Annotated in this window: 15 protein-coding genes; 2 read left to right on the forward strand and 13 right to left on the reverse strand. The window is 38.9% G+C overall.

Annotated features, from left to right (window positions below):
• Positions 1–11: 11 nt before the first annotated feature.
• From RGU12_RS20530 to RGU12_RS20545, 4 genes are all read right to left on the reverse strand, one after another.
• Positions 12–3,071: a glycoside hydrolase family 2 TIM barrel-domain containing protein gene (locus RGU12_RS20530; RefSeq protein WP_309537706.1), complete on the reverse strand. Its 3,060-nt coding sequence runs from the start codon at positions 3,069–3,071 to the stop codon at positions 12–14.
• 46 nt (positions 3,072–3,117) lie between these two features.
• A complete protein-coding gene (locus RGU12_RS20535) occupies positions 3,118–3,945 on the reverse strand; it encodes a carbohydrate ABC transporter permease (RefSeq protein WP_309537707.1) in 828 nt (275 codons plus the stop codon).
• Positions 3,945–4,769, reverse strand: a complete 825-nt coding sequence (locus tag RGU12_RS20540; protein WP_309538304.1) for a carbohydrate ABC transporter permease — start codon at positions 4,767–4,769, stop codon at positions 3,945–3,947. The genes RGU12_RS20535 and RGU12_RS20540 overlap by 1 nt, the downstream gene beginning before the upstream one ends.
• A 195-nt stretch (positions 4,770–4,964) precedes the next feature.
• On the reverse strand, positions 4,965–6,257 hold the full coding sequence (locus tag RGU12_RS20545) for an ABC transporter substrate-binding protein (RefSeq protein WP_309537708.1): 1,293 nt from the start codon (positions 6,255–6,257) through the stop codon (positions 4,965–4,967).
• A gap of 360 nt (positions 6,258–6,617) precedes the next feature.
• On the opposite strand from RGU12_RS20545, the gene RGU12_RS20550 reads away from it, so the two are divergent.
• Together RGU12_RS20550 and RGU12_RS20555 are read left to right on the forward strand one after the other, a co-directional pair.
• A complete protein-coding gene (locus tag RGU12_RS20550) occupies positions 6,618–7,727 on the forward strand; it encodes a YibE/F family protein (protein WP_309538305.1) in 1,110 nt (369 codons plus the stop codon).
• Positions 7,724–8,479 carry a YibE/F family protein gene (locus RGU12_RS20555; RefSeq protein WP_309537709.1) on the forward strand — a complete coding sequence of 252 codons (756 nt, stop codon included), beginning with the start codon at positions 7,724–7,726 and terminating at the stop codon, positions 8,477–8,479. The genes RGU12_RS20550 and RGU12_RS20555 overlap by 4 nt, the downstream gene beginning before the upstream one ends.
• 50 nt (positions 8,480–8,529) lie before the next feature.
• Here the strand turns inward: RGU12_RS20555 and RGU12_RS20560 are convergent, their stop codons facing one another.
• The 9 genes from RGU12_RS20560 to RGU12_RS20600 form a co-directional block, all read right to left on the reverse strand.
• Positions 8,530–8,892, reverse strand: coding sequence for a metal-dependent transcriptional regulator (locus tag RGU12_RS20560; RefSeq protein ID WP_309537710.1), 363 nt, complete (start codon positions 8,890–8,892; stop codon positions 8,530–8,532).
• Between the two features lie 207 nt (positions 8,893–9,099).
• A complete protein-coding gene (locus RGU12_RS20565) occupies positions 9,100–10,002 on the reverse strand; it encodes a metal ABC transporter permease (protein WP_309537711.1) in 903 nt (300 codons plus the stop codon).
• Positions 9,999–10,919, reverse strand: coding sequence for a metal ABC transporter permease (locus RGU12_RS20570; protein WP_309537712.1), 921 nt, complete (start codon positions 10,917–10,919; stop codon positions 9,999–10,001). The genes RGU12_RS20565 and RGU12_RS20570 overlap by 4 nt, the downstream gene beginning before the upstream one ends.
• Positions 10,897–11,652, reverse strand: coding sequence for a metal ABC transporter ATP-binding protein (locus tag RGU12_RS20575; protein WP_309537713.1), 756 nt, complete (start codon positions 11,650–11,652; stop codon positions 10,897–10,899). Before RGU12_RS20575 ends, RGU12_RS20570 begins: the two co-directional genes overlap by 23 nt.
• Complete coding sequence (locus RGU12_RS20580) at positions 11,649–12,605, reverse strand: metal ABC transporter solute-binding protein, Zn/Mn family (protein ID WP_309537714.1); 957 nt, start codon at positions 12,603–12,605, stop codon at positions 11,649–11,651. The genes RGU12_RS20575 and RGU12_RS20580 overlap by 4 nt, the downstream gene beginning before the upstream one ends.
• A 367-nt stretch (positions 12,606–12,972) precedes the next feature.
• Positions 12,973–14,910 carry an ABC transporter permease gene (locus RGU12_RS20585; protein ID WP_309537715.1) on the reverse strand — a complete coding sequence of 646 codons (1,938 nt, stop codon included), beginning with the start codon at positions 14,908–14,910 and terminating at the stop codon, positions 12,973–12,975.
• Positions 14,907–15,662, reverse strand: coding sequence for an ABC transporter ATP-binding protein (locus RGU12_RS20590; RefSeq protein WP_309537716.1), 756 nt, complete (start codon positions 15,660–15,662; stop codon positions 14,907–14,909). Before RGU12_RS20590 ends, RGU12_RS20585 begins: the two co-directional genes overlap by 4 nt.
• A gap of 91 nt (positions 15,663–15,753) precedes the next feature.
• Positions 15,754–16,758, reverse strand: a complete 1,005-nt coding sequence (locus RGU12_RS20595) for a sensor histidine kinase (RefSeq protein ID WP_309537717.1) — start codon at positions 16,756–16,758, stop codon at positions 15,754–15,756.
• A complete protein-coding gene (locus RGU12_RS20600) occupies positions 16,755–17,450 on the reverse strand; it encodes a response regulator transcription factor (RefSeq protein WP_309537718.1) in 696 nt (231 codons plus the stop codon). The genes RGU12_RS20595 and RGU12_RS20600 overlap by 4 nt, the downstream gene beginning before the upstream one ends.
• Positions 17,451–17,480: the final 30 nt, after the last annotated feature.

The following is a 17,480-nucleotide window of genomic DNA, read 5'->3' on the forward strand; positions in this document are numbered from 1 at the left end:
TGTTGTTAATTTTATCGTACAACAAAGAATTTAGCTTCTTCAACTAGATTTTCTTTTTTGATGCTTCGAATTTCAAATTGAAGGTGGAAGTCCTCGATGATTGTACGATATGGAGGTAGCTGCTCTTCTCCGCAGCTATTGCTTCCGACACCGCTTTGCTTGTAATCAATCGTCAACACATTGAATGGTGACTTTTTAATTTTACCACGGTGCTTTGCCTCTTCAAGAGCACTTGTTTCATAGTCATGAATCGTGAAGTCATGTTCTTCTTTAAAATTGATGAGATACGCGTTCTCACCTTTTGCTACTGCTAAGAAAGATGTGTCACATCTAGATCCATTCTCCTGCGGGTACACGTAATCAGTATGCATATCTTGAACGGTCTTACTATATAGTCCAATCGGCTGGCTACGCTTTGTATCTTGATAGGATTCGGAATCTCCACGTCCGTACCAAGTGACATTGTTGTAATCTTGGTTAAGATGCATCGCTACCCCAATTCGTGGCAGCATTTCTGGAATTTCTATACCTCGTAAGACCTTTTCACCTTTTAGGTCAATGTTTAAGGCACCATTGTTCGTGATGCGGTAATTGTACGTTAAGTGGAAGCCCCATGCTTGGTTAACGGTTGATAAGTACTTTGTGATGACAACATCCACATGGTCATCAGTCACTTCATAAGAAACTTCACCAAGCTGTTCTTTTGTATTTTTCAAGAAGTACTTGTTAATCCAGTCATCCTTTTTATACATATCATTATCGATAATCGCTCTCCAAAGGGTTACTTCCGGTCCTTTGTTAATGATTGCTTCCCCTTCGGATTCGAACGATTCTAGCGTTCCATAGACGTTTGAGAAAACAGCCTTGACCTTATCGTTTTCAATGACAAGCTGTGCTGCATCTTCTTCAATCATGAAATTTGAACCAGTTGATGTGACAGCCTTCACTACTTTTTCAACCTTAGTCGATTCTAATAGGAAGCTTTCTTTTGTAATCTCATGACCTTTTTCGGCGTAAAGCGTATCTTCTGCTTCACGATAGCTAAAGTAGATGCGAACATCATCGTGTTGAGCAGCTTTTGCTAGATTGACTGGTAAAACAATTTCTGCTGCTTCATGCGCTTGGATGCTTGGTAATTTCATTTCTACTTCCTCAATAAGAGTACCGAACGATTGAACTTCAATGTGAAGAACAATCCCGCTTAAATTTCTAAAATCGTAAAGGTTCTTAACGCGGATTTTTCCTTCAGCAAGGTTTACTTCTTCCGTTACAATTGGCTCAATAACCTTTTTATATTCGATAAGACCTGGTGAAGGAGTTCGGTCCGGGAACACAAGACCATCGATACAGAAGTTTCCGTTAGTCGGGAAGTCTCCGTAATCGCCACCATATAAATAGTAGGTTTCACCATTTTCGTTCGTCACTTCGATTCCATGGTCGCACCATTCCCAAATAAAGCCACCTTGCAATCGAGGATATTTTCTCATCACTTGTTGGTACTCAGTTAACCCACCAGGGCCGTTCCCCATTGCATGGCCATACTCACAAAGAATATGTGGCTTCTTGCCTTCCGCATCTTTTCCGATTTCTTCAAGCGGTTTTAAACGAGTATACATCGTTGTATACACATCACTGTATGCAGCAACTCTGTCACCCTCGTAATGTACTAATCTAGTGGCATCAATTGCTTTAATTGCATTGTACATCGCCGTGAAGTTGCGTCCAGCACCTGACTCATTTCCTAGTGACCACATAATAACACTTGGGTGGTTGCGATCTCTTTTTACCATTCTTACAGCACGATCGACATATTGTTTTTCCCATAGCTCGTTGTCAGAAATCCAATTGTAGTTGCCAGTGTTTTCAAAGCCATGGCACTCAAGGTCTGCTTCATCAATGACGTAGAGTCCGTACTCATCACATAAGTCATAAAACACATCATTATTTGGATAGTGCGCTGTACGAACCGCGTTGATATTGTACTGCTTCATCATCTTAATGTCCTGAAGCATGTCTTCATAGGTTACCGTTCTACCTGTCTTCGGATGTGAATCGTGGCGGTTCACCCCGTTAAAGAAAATACGTTTACCGTTTACGCGAATTTCATTGTTTATCACTTCAATTGCACGAAACCCAATACGTAGCGGAACAACTTCCTGATCACCATTTTGTAAGGAATATTCAAATAGAAGGTAATAAAGATTTGGTTCCTCCGCATTCCATAGAAGTGGATTTTCAACTAATCTACTTGTCTCGAATTCGCCATCAACTACTTCTATTTCAAATCTATCTACTTTTTCACCGCCGTGGTAAAGAGTAGCGAATAAGCCATTTACATGGTTTGTTAGAAATGCCCCGGCGATTTTCAACGTGAAATTTTCATAGTTTTCATCTGGAAGTGTTTCTACATATACATCCTGAAGTGTATCCTTGTTGATTTTAAAGAGCTCCACACTTCTAAAGATTCCAGATAACCACCACATATCCTGGTCCTCAAGATATGTTCCATCAGAGAATTGATAGACTCGTACGGTTAGACGGTTGATTCCTTGTTTCACATATTCTGTGATGTCAAATTCAGAAGGAACTCGTGACACCTTGCTATAGCCGACATGCTGTCCGTTCACATATAAATCAAATGCAGAGTCGACCCCATTAAATTTTAAAATCAGAGCTTCGTTGTCTGCTAGGTCAGTAACCTCTAACTCTCTAAAATAAATTCCAGTTGGATTTTCCTGTGGTACAAATGGTGGATTAATCGTAAATGGATACAATACATCTGTGTAGTGCATGTTTCCATAGCCCTTGATTTGCCAGCTCGATGGAACCTCAATATCGTCTAACCCTTCTATTGCAAAGTTCTCAGCTTCAAATCCCTTCGGTGAAAGTTCTGGTGCATCTACAAATAAGAACTTCCACACGCCGTCAAGCAATGTATATCCAATACTTTTTTCTCTATTAAAAGTGATTGCATTCTCTCTTGTGTTATATCTATAAAAATCAGTATGAGCTGGGAGTCTGTTGATCCCAGTTAGATGAATGTTCTCCCATCTCTTCTTTTCTCGTCGCATGTTATCTTCCTCCGGAAACCTATATTTACTCAATTTAACTTTTTAATTATTCTTTAACTGACCCACCCAATATCCCTGAAATAAAGTGCTTTTGCATAAGTAAGAAAAAGACCATGATTGGTAGGGTCGATAAAGCTGTTCCAAGCATTAACTGCCCATAATCGATTCGTGCCAATCCAATTAAACTTGATAATGCCACAGGCAACGTAAACATGTCCTTTGAATTTAATGTAATAAGCGGCCAGATTAAGCTGTTCCATTGTGACATAAATAGAAAAATCGAAACAGCAGCCAATGCTGGTCGAACAACTGGTAATACAATTGTGAAGAATATTTTCATTTCTCCAGCTCCATCAACACGTGAAGCCTCAATAATGGAATCAGGCACAGCCAACATATTCTGTCTCATTAAATAAATCGCAAATGGTGATGCTAACGTTGGTAGAATAATAGCCTGATATGTATTCAGCCAATCAAAGGTCACCATCATTTCAAACAATGGAATGAGCGTAACCTGATATGGAATCATTAATGAGCATAAAATAATGAAGAAAATCGCATTCTTCCCTTTAAAACGAAACTTAGCAAACGCATAACCTGCCATTGCCGCTATGAGCGTACTTAAAGCGGTATAGATAATCGCAATAAAAATTGAGTTCCAAAAGATACGCGCAATACCTAGCGAGTCCTTTAATGACGCAAAGTTTTTTGCAAGAAAATCCCCTGGTGACAATTTAGGTGGTAATGAGAATATCTGTCCTGTTGGCAGGGTCGATCCTACAATCATCCAATAGAACGGAGCAATCGAGATAATTACACCAATAAGGAGTAAGCTATAAATAAGTATTTTTGAGAATTTATTCGAAGTTTTCATTACTCTGTGTCACCTACCAACTTCATTTGAATCCAAGAAATAACCGCAATAATTAAAACAAGTACATACGCAATCGAAGAGGCATAACCAAACTCAAAATATTTAAAGCCTACCTCATATAAGTAAAGCGTTATCGTCATTGTTGCACTATTCGGGCCACCTTCAGTTAAAATAAATGGCTCATCAAATAGTTGAAGGGTACCAATTGTAGACATCACTACTGTAAATACGAAAACAGGCTTTAATTGAGGAATAGTAATCATAAAAAATTGTTTGAATTTACTTGCCCCATCAATACTTGCAGCTTCGTATAATGAATCCGGGATATTTTGTAATCCAGCTAAAAAGATCACCATGTTATACCCCGTCCATCTCCACGTCATAACTAAAATAACTGAAACCTTTGCCCAAAATGGGGATGTAAGCCATGCAATTGGCTCAATACCTACTGATGATAAAAGATAGTTTACAAGACCAAACTGCTCATCAAGCAAAATCATGAAAACAATTGATGCTGCGACAAGCGCCGTAATCGCCGGCATAAAATAAGCAATTCTAAAAAGGCTTTTAAATTTAACCATTGACGAGTGAAGTCCTACTGCAATTAACAAGGCAAGAAAAAGCATCAATGGTACTTGTACGATGAGAATTTGAAATGTATTTAGTAATGATTTATAGAAAATCGGGTCTTGGAATAACCTGGTGTAATTTGATAGTCCAACAAATGTTTTCTCAACTCCACGAACTTCTTGGAAACTTAAAATGAAAGAAGAGATTACGGGATAAATAGTAAAAATAATAATTAACAGAAGAGCAGGGCCCATAAAAAAGTATGGTGCATTTTTGGGAGTAATGAACTGTGAACTGACTCTCTTTTTGGTTTTACCTTTAACTTCTGTAGTGAATGTAACGGTCTTATCCGGTTGTTCCACTAAAACACACCCCTAACTATTAATAAAGATGAGGGTTTTTTTACAATATTTCTCGTTCACCCTCATCCCAAAGATATATTAAGTAGATTATTTTTTAATTTCGTTTTCTAATTGCTTACTAGCGTCTTGTAATGCTGATTCAACCTCTTTATTCTCTAGTAAAATTGATGCTTGTGTATTGCTCATAACTTTACTTCCACGAGCAAAGTTTTCATTTAACGGAATTTCTGGTACTTGGTCAACGATATCGGATACCTTTTTAAAGATTGCACTCTTATTAAAGTACTCGCTTTCAGCTGTAAATATTGGTGAATCATACGTGCTATTTAAAGAAGGGAATAAACCAAACTTTTCAAAACCAACTAATTGGGCATCCACATTCGTTGTAAAATACTCAACAAAAGCATACGCAGCGGATTGATTTTTACTAGATGATGGAACCAGCAATGATGATCCTCCGACGTTTGCGTATCTTATTCCCTCTTCTTTGAAACTAGGAAGATAGAATACATCCCAATTTCCAGCAAGATCTGGAGCTTGATCCATGATTGTTCCTGCATACCAAATTCCATAAGGAACTGTTGCTACCGCACCATTTACAGTGGCAGTTACAATCCCATCCCAACCATCATTGTTAAAAACTAAATCCTCTTCATGCATTTTTTTAATTGCTTTCATTGCTTGCACAGCCTCTTCCGATTGAAGATTGATATTACCTTCAGCATCGAAATAAGACAGTCCTTGTTGCTGAAGCATCATGTGGAACACGCCATCATATTTTGCAATATCAATTGGTAATAGCTGTGCACCTGTTGCTTCTTTTATTTTCTTTCCAGCTTCAATATAATCATCCCATGTCTTGATTGAATCTGGATCTACGTTTGCTTTTTCAAAAAAATCAACTCGATAGAACATAACAGCTGGTCCAATATCCCAAGGAGCAGCTATAATGTCACCGTCTTTATTCTGAACTGATGCCATTTTAGCTGGGTTGAAAGAATCCTTATATTGGTCATAACCATGTTCGTTCAGTTTCATGAACCCCTCTGGAAACTGATTGATATACCCAGGAATTCTTTCGTCTTCCATAAGGATTACATCTGGTAAACCCGAACCTCTAGCTGCTAGACCGACAGTTAACTTCTCATATAAATCGGAACTATTGAAATCTTCTACTGTAACTTCAACATCAGGATATTTCTTCTGGAAGTTTTCCACAGCTAGTTTCATAGTTTCAGCTGCAACATCCCATCCCCAAACGGTAATCTTCCCTGACGGATTATCAAAATCTCCATTAGAGCCTTGTTCATCCGTCTTGTTTGAACAAGCAGATACTACTAATAACAATAAAACCATGATGAATGAAAGATACTTTTTCATTTTCATAACCCCTTTTTTGTTAAGTCAGTTCGTTTTTCTCCATTTCATTTTACAGGTTTATTATATAGTCGATTTTAGTAAATGTAAACGCTTTTAATATTAATTTTACTAAAAATTATTCATAATATTGTTAGTATAATGTAAAATATCCTAGTTTTTACATAATCTTTAAAGGGGGATGCTTTTTAAAGGTTATTAACAAGGTGGAATTTTTAGTAAAATGAGGTGAATTTTACTTGTTAGTATGAAGAAAGGTCCTCTAGTAGCTGTATAAAACAGACGATGGACCTGTGGTATACTGTCTGCATATTGTAATTTGGAGGTTATTTTGTGAATTCAATTATTACGTTTTATAGAAAGATGGCTTTCAAGTATAAATTATTTTACATAATCTTATTTCTTTGTTTTGTAGCCAGTATCGTGTTTATCCATAACAATTACTCATTTTATGAACGCCCGATTGCAAAAGTTGTAGAAGTAGAGTTGCAGGATAAGACGGAAATCGTGGACGGATTTGAGAACAAAGATACTTTGTTCACCCAGTACATCATCGCGGAAATCAAAAATGGAGAGGAAAAAGGAAGTCTGATCCATTTAGTCAATGAATACTCAGCATCGAAAGCATACGATTATGAATTCCGTGTTGGGAATGAACTATTTGTTAAAATAGATGCGAATAAACAGGAAGATACTCATTTAACTGGAACAATCATAGAGGTAAAACGTGATAAATATATATTGATTGCAGCTTGGCTCTTTGTTTTTATCTTACTTTTGGTCGGAAAGAAACAAGGACTTTTCTCGATTTTCAGCCTAATCATCAATGCTATCCTATTATCGTATGCATTGGATTTCTACTTGAATAAACCAGACCGTAGTCTCTTATTGATTTGCAGTATCGGAATTATTTTATTTACGATCCTATCTCTGTTACTTGTTAACGGTTTAAATGAAAAAACATATTCGGCCATTATTGCGACCCTTATTGGAACTTTTGTTTCATTGGCTGTTGCCTATGTTGTGATCACGTTCACTTCAGGAAAGGGGCTTCGATATGAAGAACTTCAGTTTATTACGAGACCGTATAAAACGGTATTTATGGCTGGATTATTTATAGGTTCTTTGGGGGCTGTCATGGATGTAGCTATCACAATGTCCTCTACCATCTTTGGGTTGTATGAAAAAAATAATAATATCTCAATCAAAGCTCTTGTAAAGTCGGGGATGGAGGTTGGCAGAGATATAATGGGAACGATGACCAACATTTTATTTTTCGCCTACATAAGTGGCTCGATTCCATTATTGATTCTGTATTTTAAAAATGCATCTCCACTAGGATTTACTCTCAACATGAATCTCTCCCTGGAATTAGCGCGTGCACTTGCAGGTGGGATTGGAATTGCGTTAACGATTCCAATAGGTTTGTACACGACGATATTTTTTGTAAGCAGAAAGAGGGCGAGATCATGAATACATTAGTTGTACTCGCAGCCATATTATTTATATTAATGACCCTTATTGGTGGAAAAAAAGGAGTACGGTCCTTTTTGGCTCTATTCTTTAACTTCGGTGTACTAATCATTACGATCATTTTTATGAATGATCCAAATCTGAATCCGATTTACTTGACCCTGCTTGCGTGCGTTGCGATAAGCGGAATCAATCTTTTCTATATAAATGAAGTAAATAGCACAACAAAGACAGCTTTCATTTCCACTATCATTACAACAATCATATTATTATTGTTTATTCTTTTACTTACGAACAAGTCGATGATTCAAGGTTTTGGGGAGGAAGAAATAGAGGAGCTTGGGATGTTTTCCTTATATATTGGGGTGGATTTTGTAAAGATTGGAGCTTCGGTCATCATCATGAGTACCATTGGTGCTATAACGGATGCAGCAATTGCGATTTCATCGCCTATGCGTGAAATCTATTACCATAATCCCACTCTTAGTCGGAAAGAGTTATTCGCCTCTGGGTTAAGCATAGGAAGGGATATCCTTGGAACAAGCGCCAATACTTTATTTTTTGCCTTCTTCGGTAGCTATCTCGCCCTATTTATATGGTTCAAAGATTTATCCTATTCAATGGGAGAAATCGTAAACTCAAAAATTTTTAGTGCTGAAATGATAACCATTCTAATTGCTGGAATTAGTGTCACCCTCGTGATTCCCATTACCGCATGGATTACGGCCATTTTTTCCGTAAAAAATAGATAGGCGAAAACGCAGGTCCATCATCCCAAGGGACAATGGACCTGAGTCTCCTACTACCTATTTGTTAGAAAATCATCCAATTTTTTAATGACGTCACTGCTAATATGTGATTCTATCTTTTTAACCTCCTTTTCAATCTCCTCGTCTTCGACTTTAATTAATTGAAAGAAACGGGAAAGAACTTCATGGTTTAAGGCTAATTCCTTAGCCAATCGATTTCCTTTTTCTGTGAGTGTGAGATTTCCATATCGCTGAAATTCGATAAGTCCGTCCTCTTTCAACTTCTTTGCCATTTTTGATGCGGAGGGAACGGAAACATTCAATGACTTCGCTAATTGAGATACACGCGTAAAACCTTCTTCATTTAAATTTGCATATATCTCTAAAAGGTATGTTTCCCGCTTAGCGGAAATCACATTTCAACACCACCTTTAATCATTCATCCGAATCATTCAAAGGACTTCCGATAATTTGTTGAAAATCATCCTGATCAATTATTCCTAAAGCTTTTAGAATAATTGAGTATTTTACAATTTTGGAGTTGATCCTAGAACTTCTTTGCATATTTTCCACCATCCTTTCTCATTCTAGTGAGGGACACAGGACAGTCCCATGTCCTATTCTTAATTACGTGGTAAAGTTGGACGGGGATCCTGTCCCTTTGTCCCAGGGCGTAACCAATTGGAAAGCATCCCGTGCTTTGGTGATAAGAGAAAGCTTATGAAGAAAATTCCCCCTGTCGCAAAAGCCATAGAACCTGAAATCGAGGTATCAATCCAAAGAGCAAAATAATATCCCCCAATCGCAGAAATAATTCCAAACATCGAGCTTAACCCCATCATAACTAGAAGTTTGTCAGTCCAGAGATAGGCAGCTGCCGCTGGTGTAATAAGCATCGCAACCACCATAATCGCACCCACTGCATCAAAAGCAGCTACTGTTGTGACAGAAACGAGCGTCATAAACAAATAATGCATCGCCAACACTGGGATTCCAATACTTGCTGCAAGGGCTGGATCAAAGGTGGTGATTTTCCACTCTTTGTAAAAAAGACCGATTACTAATATGACTAAAAGCAAGATGCACGAGAGCATAAATGTAGCTAATGGAATCTCACCTAGAATCGGTACATGAATGATATTCCAAGGAACAAACGTAATTTCCCCCATCAACGCATGCTGAACATCCAGGTGAGCATTTCCTACATTTGTAGCAATCAGTATAACCCCAATTGCAAAGAGGGTTGTAAAAACGACCCCAATCGACGCATCCTGCTGGACTCCTTTTGAGTGAAACCATTGCACAAGATAGGTGGTCAATATTCCAGAAATCACTGAGCCGATTAACATGTGAATTCCGCTTAAGCTTTGTGTTACTATATAGGCCATCACAATCCCAAGCAAGACCGTATGGCTGATCGCATCAGCCATCATCGCCACCCTTCGCAAGATGAGGAACACACCGACAATTCCACAGGAAACACCAACTAATGAAGCGGTTAGAAGAATCCATCCTGTATATGTCATTGATTTCCCTCCCTCACGTAGGAAGTAGAAACCAAATGTCCTTGTACTTCCTTCTGCTTATTTCGACGCATGATATATTCGACAACCATTCCCTTTTTTAGTCCAAAAAATAAGGAGAATAAAAAGATGGTACCAGACGTAACTACAATGAAGGGTCCTGTTGGCAAGCCGACTCCTAAGGTGCTTAATGTCGTTCCAATCGCTCCTGCTGTTCCTCCAAAGATCCCTGATAACCACATCATGGTCTTAAAGGAGTGCGTCCAATAGCGTGCACTAACAGGCGGTATGATAATAAGTGCTGACATTAATATGACACCTACAGCCTGAATGCCAATGACAATTGTTGTTACAAGAAGGAATAAATAGATGAGATTCAATCCTTTTATCGATAGGTTTAACCCTTTCGCAAATGCTGGATCAAATAAAAACAATTTCCACTCCTTGAAACCTACGATGATGATCAAAATAACTACTGCCGCGAGGATCGACATCATATTTACATCGGATCTGACCATGGATGCTGCCTGGCCGAAGATAAAACTGTCTAACCCCGCTTGATTACCTTGGCTGGTTCGATTCACTAGTGTTAAGAGGACAATCCCCCCTCCAAAAAAGACCGACAAAATCATCCCCATCGCCGTGTCCTCGGTGATACGTGTTGATGATTTGATTAGATTAATTAACAATGCTCCAAGAAGCGCACTGACACCTGCGCCAATAATGAGGACAAACAGGTCTTTTACTTGAAACAGCAAGAATGCAATGACAACACCAGGAAGGGCAGCATGTGATAAAGCATCACTGATTAGACTTTGCCTTTTCCAGTACGCTAAACTACCGACAAGACCTGATGCAATCCCAAGAAGCAGAGTACTAAAGAGAACCCATTGAAAGTTACTTGAGAGTATGTTGAACAATGCCAACCGCCTCCTTTAACCAACGAACAGTTCCACCATAAGTTTTTTCAATATTATTCGCTGTGAATGTTGTGGAGACATCGCCATGGGCAATGACAGTTCGATTTAAAAACAAGACTTGGTCAAAATAATCCTCTACCGTTTGAAGATCATGGTGGACCACTAAAACGGTTCTCCCTTCGTTTTTTAATTCTTTTAAAATCGTCATGATCGCACGCTCCGTTGCTGCATCAACACCCGCAAGAGGTTCATCCATAAAATACAAGTCAGCATCTTGAATCAGTGCTCTCGCTAAGAATACACGCTGTTGCTGTCCACCTGATAATTCACTAATTTGGCGGTTGGCATAATCAGCCATCCCCACTTTATCCAATGCCTCAAGTGCCTTTTCTCGATGGCGTTTATTTGGCCACTTCACCCAACCGATTTGACCGTACATTCCCATCATGACAACATCTAGGGCATCCGTAGGAAAATCCCAATCAACCGATCCTCGTTGTGGAACGTATCCGACTCTTGTTTTTGCCTTTTTTAAGGATGTTTCAAAAAATGATGTAGTCCCTGATAATCGTGGATGTAGCTCAAGCAACACCTTGATGAGTGTCGACTTACCAGCTCCATTTGGCCCCACAATACTTGTGAGAGATCCTTTGTTGATTGTAAATGAAACATTGTTAAGAACCGTATTTTTTCGATATGCTGCACTTAATTGGTCGACTTGAAGTACACTCATTTTTGCCCGCTCCTTGTTAGCCCATTGTAAATGGTTGTTACATTATGATGATACATGCCAAGATAGGTGCCTTCCTCGGTTCCTGCCTGACCCATTGCGTCTGAATATAGTTCACCACCAAGTGTCACATCAAGCCCCTTTTCACTAGCTCCTTCAATAACGGCTTTTATCGAATTCTGGTTAATACTGCTTTCAACAAATACAGCTGGAACTTGTTTTTCAATTAACAAATCAACAGTGTCTTGGATATCAGATAACCCAACTTCATCCTCCGTACTAAGCCCCTGTAAGCCTACAACCTCAATATCAAACATCCGACCAAAATAGCCAAATGCATCATGGGCGGTTACAAGAACACGTTGTTCCTCTGGGACTCCCGACATTTTCTCAATTGTTTCTGCCTTTAATTCCTCGATTTTTTTAAAATACTCTTGTTTGTTTTGTTCGAAGTAGTCAGCATCATCTGGAGAAAAGTCTTTTAATTCCTCGGTAGCATTGTCTAATGCATCCTTCCAAAGATCTAAATCAAACCAAATATGTGGATCGATCGCACCCTCATCACCCTTTAATAATCGCCCTTCATCGATGGACTCTCCTAGCGCGAATATGTGTTTCGTTTCTTTTAGCTTCGAGAAGATATCTCCCATATTGCCCTCAAGATGCAGGCCACTATATAAAATGATGTCTGCGTTTTGTAGCTTTGTGATATCCCCCTGAGTAGCTTTATACAAATGCGGATCCACACCCGGCCCCATTAGACTTGTTACTTTTACACGGTCACCACCTATGACTTCCATTGGTTCTCCAATTTGTGCAATCGTCGTGACAATTTGAATCGCTTCGTCTGGATTCTTTTCGCTCATTTGAGTTGCTGAACTAGCGCACCCCATTAAAGATACGATCATGGTTAGTGCAAAAATCCATAGACCAAAACTCGTTTTTCGCTTTTTCACTATTAGCTCCTCCTTGCATTAATGAAGAAATGTTGCACTCAGGAAACTTTTTGCGTAAAAAAATTTGCGCTAATGTTTTTTATGCGCGCCGAAATGTTTCCTTAAAGAAAGATTAATTCCTTTATGCAAGTATTGTCAAGTACTTTTTGAAAATTACTAAATTTTCTTTATAAATTTAAGATAAGGCGATGGAATTGGGCGGAAAGGCGATTTATGAAGGGGATTTTGATTTACAAGTGCTCTTCATCGGGCTTATGAAAGACCTTTTGTACGTGACTTTTACCCGGAATGGTCTTCATGCTTACAAAACCAACAACGATCAAACACAAAAAGCCGATTCCCTGCATACAAGGAAATCGGCCCTATTTTACAATGCTTCTTTAATCAATTTTTTATAGTACATCACGGACAGAATTCCAAAGATAGAGTACAGCAATGTATAGAACACCATGACGATGATCATCGGTGCCCATAGCTCGGTTCCGAAGAAGAACCAGCCTGATTTTACCGCAAAGTAGCTATGACATAGCCCAACGATTAACGGGATGCCAAAGTTAAACAATTGTTTCGCCTTGATTCCGTTTAATAAATCCGTTCTTGTAAACCCTAGTTTACGTAAAATCGTGTAGCTGCCTTTTTCCTCCTCGCCTTCATCCATTTGCTTGAAGTACAGGATGCAACCCGATGTAATTAAGAAGGTTAATCCGAGAAATCCGACGATAAACATCATGAAGCCCATGTTTTGTTTTTGCATTGTTAATATATCGAGTTGTGACTGGTGACCAGCCCATTGTCCTATTTCTGAGTCATTGAAGATTTGATTAGCTTCTTTGAGCTCTGATCTTTTTTCAATATCAATTCCTACATATTTTGGAAACTCAGTTATCACTTCTGGGTCAACATCTTCCGCTAATTGCTGGTACACTGCGTCATCAACAATTGCAACAGGGAATCCTCCACCTGTTAAGCGCAATGGAAGTATACGTTTATCTTCATATTTACTGTAATTCAATTCGAATGCTTTGGTTTTTCCGGACATGGTGATTGGACCTGTTTTAAAGGTCATGAATGCTTGCAGGGCTGAATTACTATTAACGAACACAGATTCATTTTCAGCCACATCAATGTCCTCGACAAAACGGTCTGACACGACTGTCATCGGAGCTGTGAGATCGAGCATTTCTGTTTGTTCCACCTCCAAAACATTCGTCAAATCCGTCTTAACATTCATCAAATCAATCTCCGTTTTCGTATAGCTAATGTTCTTTGCATCTAACAAATCCGTAAATTGTTTCGCGCGCTCCTCATTTGGAATCGAAAAGTCATTCACCACAGACTCCTCCGCTGCTTTTTCAGCCGAATAATACGAAATGTAAGTGAGCGATAACAACCCGAGTGCCAATGCAGACACGGTTGTGATTACGGTTAGCAACACCGAATTCGATCTCATCCGAAACATAATTGAAGATAAGGACAACACTTTATTCACCGACAAGTACCCGTTATCCTTTTTACGAATCAGATTAAAAATAAACCGGATGGAACCCTTGTAAAAGAAATACGTTCCGATAATCACGGATACAAGAATCACCAACATCACCATAAACATTTGCTCCATCATCGTAAACTGACCATCAAATAATTTTGTAGATAAATAATAGCCAAAGAGGATAAGTGCAAGTCCGAGAATCCCCATAATAACTTCAAGGACAGAGACCTTTCTTTTTCTCTCTTCAGATGTTGAAGTGCTATGGAACAATGATAAAATCTGTTGTCTTTTAATAAACAAGGCATTTAACAACATGATCACAATATAAATAGCTGCAAATACAATCACCGTTTGTGCGAGGGCTTCTATTGAAAAGTGAAGTCTAGCAACTTCTTCAATCCCAATGATTTTTAAAAGAATCATCATCACGAGTTTCGATGAAACAAAACCGAGGAAAATTCCGATGATCATTGACCCGAAATACAGAATCATATTTTCAACACTTAAGATCCAAAAAGTCTTTCTTTTTGAAATTCCAACTAGCTGGAACAAGCCGATTTCCTTACCACGACGCTTAATGAACAATGTATTGGCATAGACAAGAAAGACTGTGACGATGCCAATTAGCATGACGGACGCAGCTTTCATTGCGGCAGCCCCTTTAACCGACCCCTCTGTTACATCCATCGATGGGTCATACTGCAGTGTCACAAAGGCAAAATACAAGGCAACACTAAAGATTAGTGCAAACACATATAAGTAATAGTTTTTGATGTTCTTTACTAAATTTCGAAAGATGAGGCTTTTAAAGCTCATGCTCCCACCCCACCCAACACGGCTTGCGTCTTAATGATATCGTTGAAGAAGTCTTGCCTGCTCTCCTCGCCACGATTTAATTTCGTAAAGATTTGACCATCCCTGATAAAAATAACGCGGCTGCAATAGCTTGCTGCTTGAGGGTCATGAGTAACCATGACAATCGTCGCTTCTCGTTTTTCGTTCAAGTCACTTAATTTATTCAGTAAGTCTGAGGCAGATTTCGAATCAAGCGCACCCGTTGGTTCATCCGCAAAAATAATGCTTGGCTCGTGAACGAAAGCTCGTGCTGCTGAAGTACGCTGCTTCTGCCCGCCTGAAATTTCATTTGGATACTTATCCTTCACCTCAAAAATACCTAATTCCTTTGCTACATCTTCAAACATGATTTGTGCAGCCCTCGGAGATATTTTATTAACCGTCAATGGTAACATAATATTTTCTTTGACTGTTAATGTATCTAATAGATGGTATTCCTGAAAAATAAACCCGAGATGACGTTTTCGAAACTCAGCTAGTTCCTTATCCTTCATGCTCGTGAATTCCTTACCTTCAACAAGAATCGAACCAGAACTCACTCGATCAATCGATGAGAGCACGTTTAGCAACGTCGTTTTACCAGAGCCTGATGGACCCATGATCCCAACAAATTCACCCTTTTTTACTTCTATATCGATTCCTTTTAAAACCTCTTGGCGGTTCCACTTGTTTCCGTACGTTTTAGTTATTTTATTTGCCTCTAAAATATTCAATCTGATCAACTCCTTATCTCTATCATAGACAGGATTCAGTGCTTTTTCCTTCGAATCAGCGAACAAAACATGAAAGCATGTGACATTTTCGTCACATGCTTGTTAGCTTAAGAAAATCATTTTTCCTTGGAAAGGTCAATGTAAAAGTCGTAGCCTCACCATATGTAGACTGGACATCTATATGTATTTTTAACGGCTTGGCCGCATTTTTTGTAAGATAGAGACCCATGCCCGTTGCAGCATGATCCCGATGATCGGTTGTAGACGTGAAGCCTTTTTCAAAAATGCGTGACAGGTCTTTTTCCTTTATTCCACGACCGTAATCCTGGATTTCCACAATGACAGTTTCATTTTTTCGATAACTACGAATTTCTATTTCTGCGTTTTCACTGTATTTCACCGCATTTGTTAAGATTTGACGCAAAATAAATTGGAGCCATTTTCCGTCAGAGTATACCTCTGAAACCTCAAATGACATGTCAAACCCGATTCCTTTTTGAAAGCACCATGATTTTAATGATTGGATTTCTGGTATCAGTAGTTTTTCCAAATCCACCTTTTCGATAAAAAGGTCATTTTCCATGGATGGGATTCGGCGCTGATGCAATTGTTGGTCGAGCAGCAAGTGGACCCGAAGCCATTCTGACATCAATTGTTCTTTTAACTTGTTATCTTCCACTCTTTCAATCATTAATTTCAAAGTTGTAAGTGGCGTCTTCACTTCATGAATCCAAGATAATAACTCATCTTTTTCCTGCTCAACGCTTGTTGCATGGTGGCTTATCTCACTTAAATAAAAATGATGTTGCTGTTTGAGAGTGGATTCTACCATTTTTTCAAATGGGGTCTTTCCTTCTTGAAGACTATCAACACCGACAATCGGATCCCAATCATCAAGGTTTTGATAAAAGGAAACTTCCCGGTTGTAACGAATGATAAGAAACAAAGAAAAAATGACGAAAAAGACGAAGACAATATAAAGCATAGAACGGAATGACAGAGACGAGTCAAGATAGCCAATCAATAAAATGAAGACCTGAAAAAGACAGAAAAATAGAATCCAACTGCGCCTTTCGACGAGAAACTTCTTAATCATTCCATGCCTACCTCTTCCCTTGCCAAATACCCTTGTCCAACTTTGGTTTCAATATGTTGACCAAGACCAATTTCTTCTAGTCGTTTTCTCAGACGGTTGACGTTAACAGTTAGTGTGTTGTCACTCACAAAACGTTCGTCATCCCATAAGCTTTTTATGAGTTCCTCGCGGCTGACGATTTGGTTCACGTTCTCGATTAGGATTTTTAATATAAACATTTCATTTTTCGTTAATTCAATTGTTCCGGCTTTATTTTGCACGGTGTTTTGTACGTAATCAATAGAAGCCCCGTTCCATATTTTTAAATGGATTTGCTGTTCAAGGCTATAGTTGTAGACTCTTCTAAGAACGGCTTGAATTTTCGCAATCAGGACATCGAAATGAAACGGTTTTTGAACAAAATCATCGGCACCCAGTTGCATCGACATCACCATATCGGTTGGATGATCCCTTGATGACAGAAAAATAATCGGGACCTTGGAGTGGGTTCGAATCATCCGGCACCAGTGAAAGCCATCAAACTTCGGTAATTGTATATCAATAATAACCAGGTCAGGCTGGATACTGGTAAACTCCTTCATCACATTGCCAAAATCCTTGATTCCGTACACATCATACGACCATTGGGACAGACGCTCCCGGATCTCGTTATAAAGCGTCACATCATCTTCAATCAACAATATCTTAAACACACTACCACCATTTCCTTCTGGGTCACAGGG

The sequence above is a fragment of the Ferdinandcohnia sp. QZ13 genome (assembly GCF_031324165.1).
GTDB lineage: Bacteria > Bacillota > Bacilli > Bacillales > Bacillaceae_L > Ferdinandcohnia.

Coding starts and splice junctions, on each gene's coding strand:
- RGU12_RS20530 (WP_309537706.1), bottom strand. CDS start 3,071: ATGCGACGAGAAAAGAAGAGATGGGAGAACATTCATCTAACTGGGATC.
- RGU12_RS20535 (WP_309537707.1), bottom strand. CDS start 3,945: ATGAAAACTTCGAATAAATTCTCAAAAATACTTATTTATAGCTTACTC.
- RGU12_RS20540 (WP_309538304.1), bottom strand. CDS start 4,769: ATGGGCCCTGCTCTTCTGTTAATTATTATTTTTACTATTTATCCCGTA.
- RGU12_RS20545 (WP_309537708.1), bottom strand. CDS start 6,257: ATGAAAAAGTATCTTTCATTCATCATGGTTTTATTGTTATTAGTAGTA.
- RGU12_RS20550 (WP_309538305.1), top strand. CDS start 6,618: ATGGCTTTCAAGTATAAATTATTTTACATAATCTTATTTCTTTGTTTT.
- RGU12_RS20555 (WP_309537709.1), top strand. CDS start 7,724: ATGAATACATTAGTTGTACTCGCAGCCATATTATTTATATTAATGACC.
- RGU12_RS20565 (WP_309537711.1), bottom strand. CDS start 10,002: ATGACATATACAGGATGGATTCTTCTAACCGCTTCATTAGTTGGTGTT.
- RGU12_RS20575 (WP_309537713.1), bottom strand. CDS start 11,652: ATGAGTGTACTTCAAGTCGACCAATTAAGTGCAGCATATCGAAAAAAT.
- RGU12_RS20585 (WP_309537715.1), bottom strand. CDS start 14,910: ATGAGCTTTAAAAGCCTCATCTTTCGAAATTTAGTAAAGAACATCAAA.
- RGU12_RS20595 (WP_309537717.1), bottom strand. CDS start 16,758: ATGATTAAGAAGTTTCTCGTCGAAAGGCGCAGTTGGATTCTATTTTTC.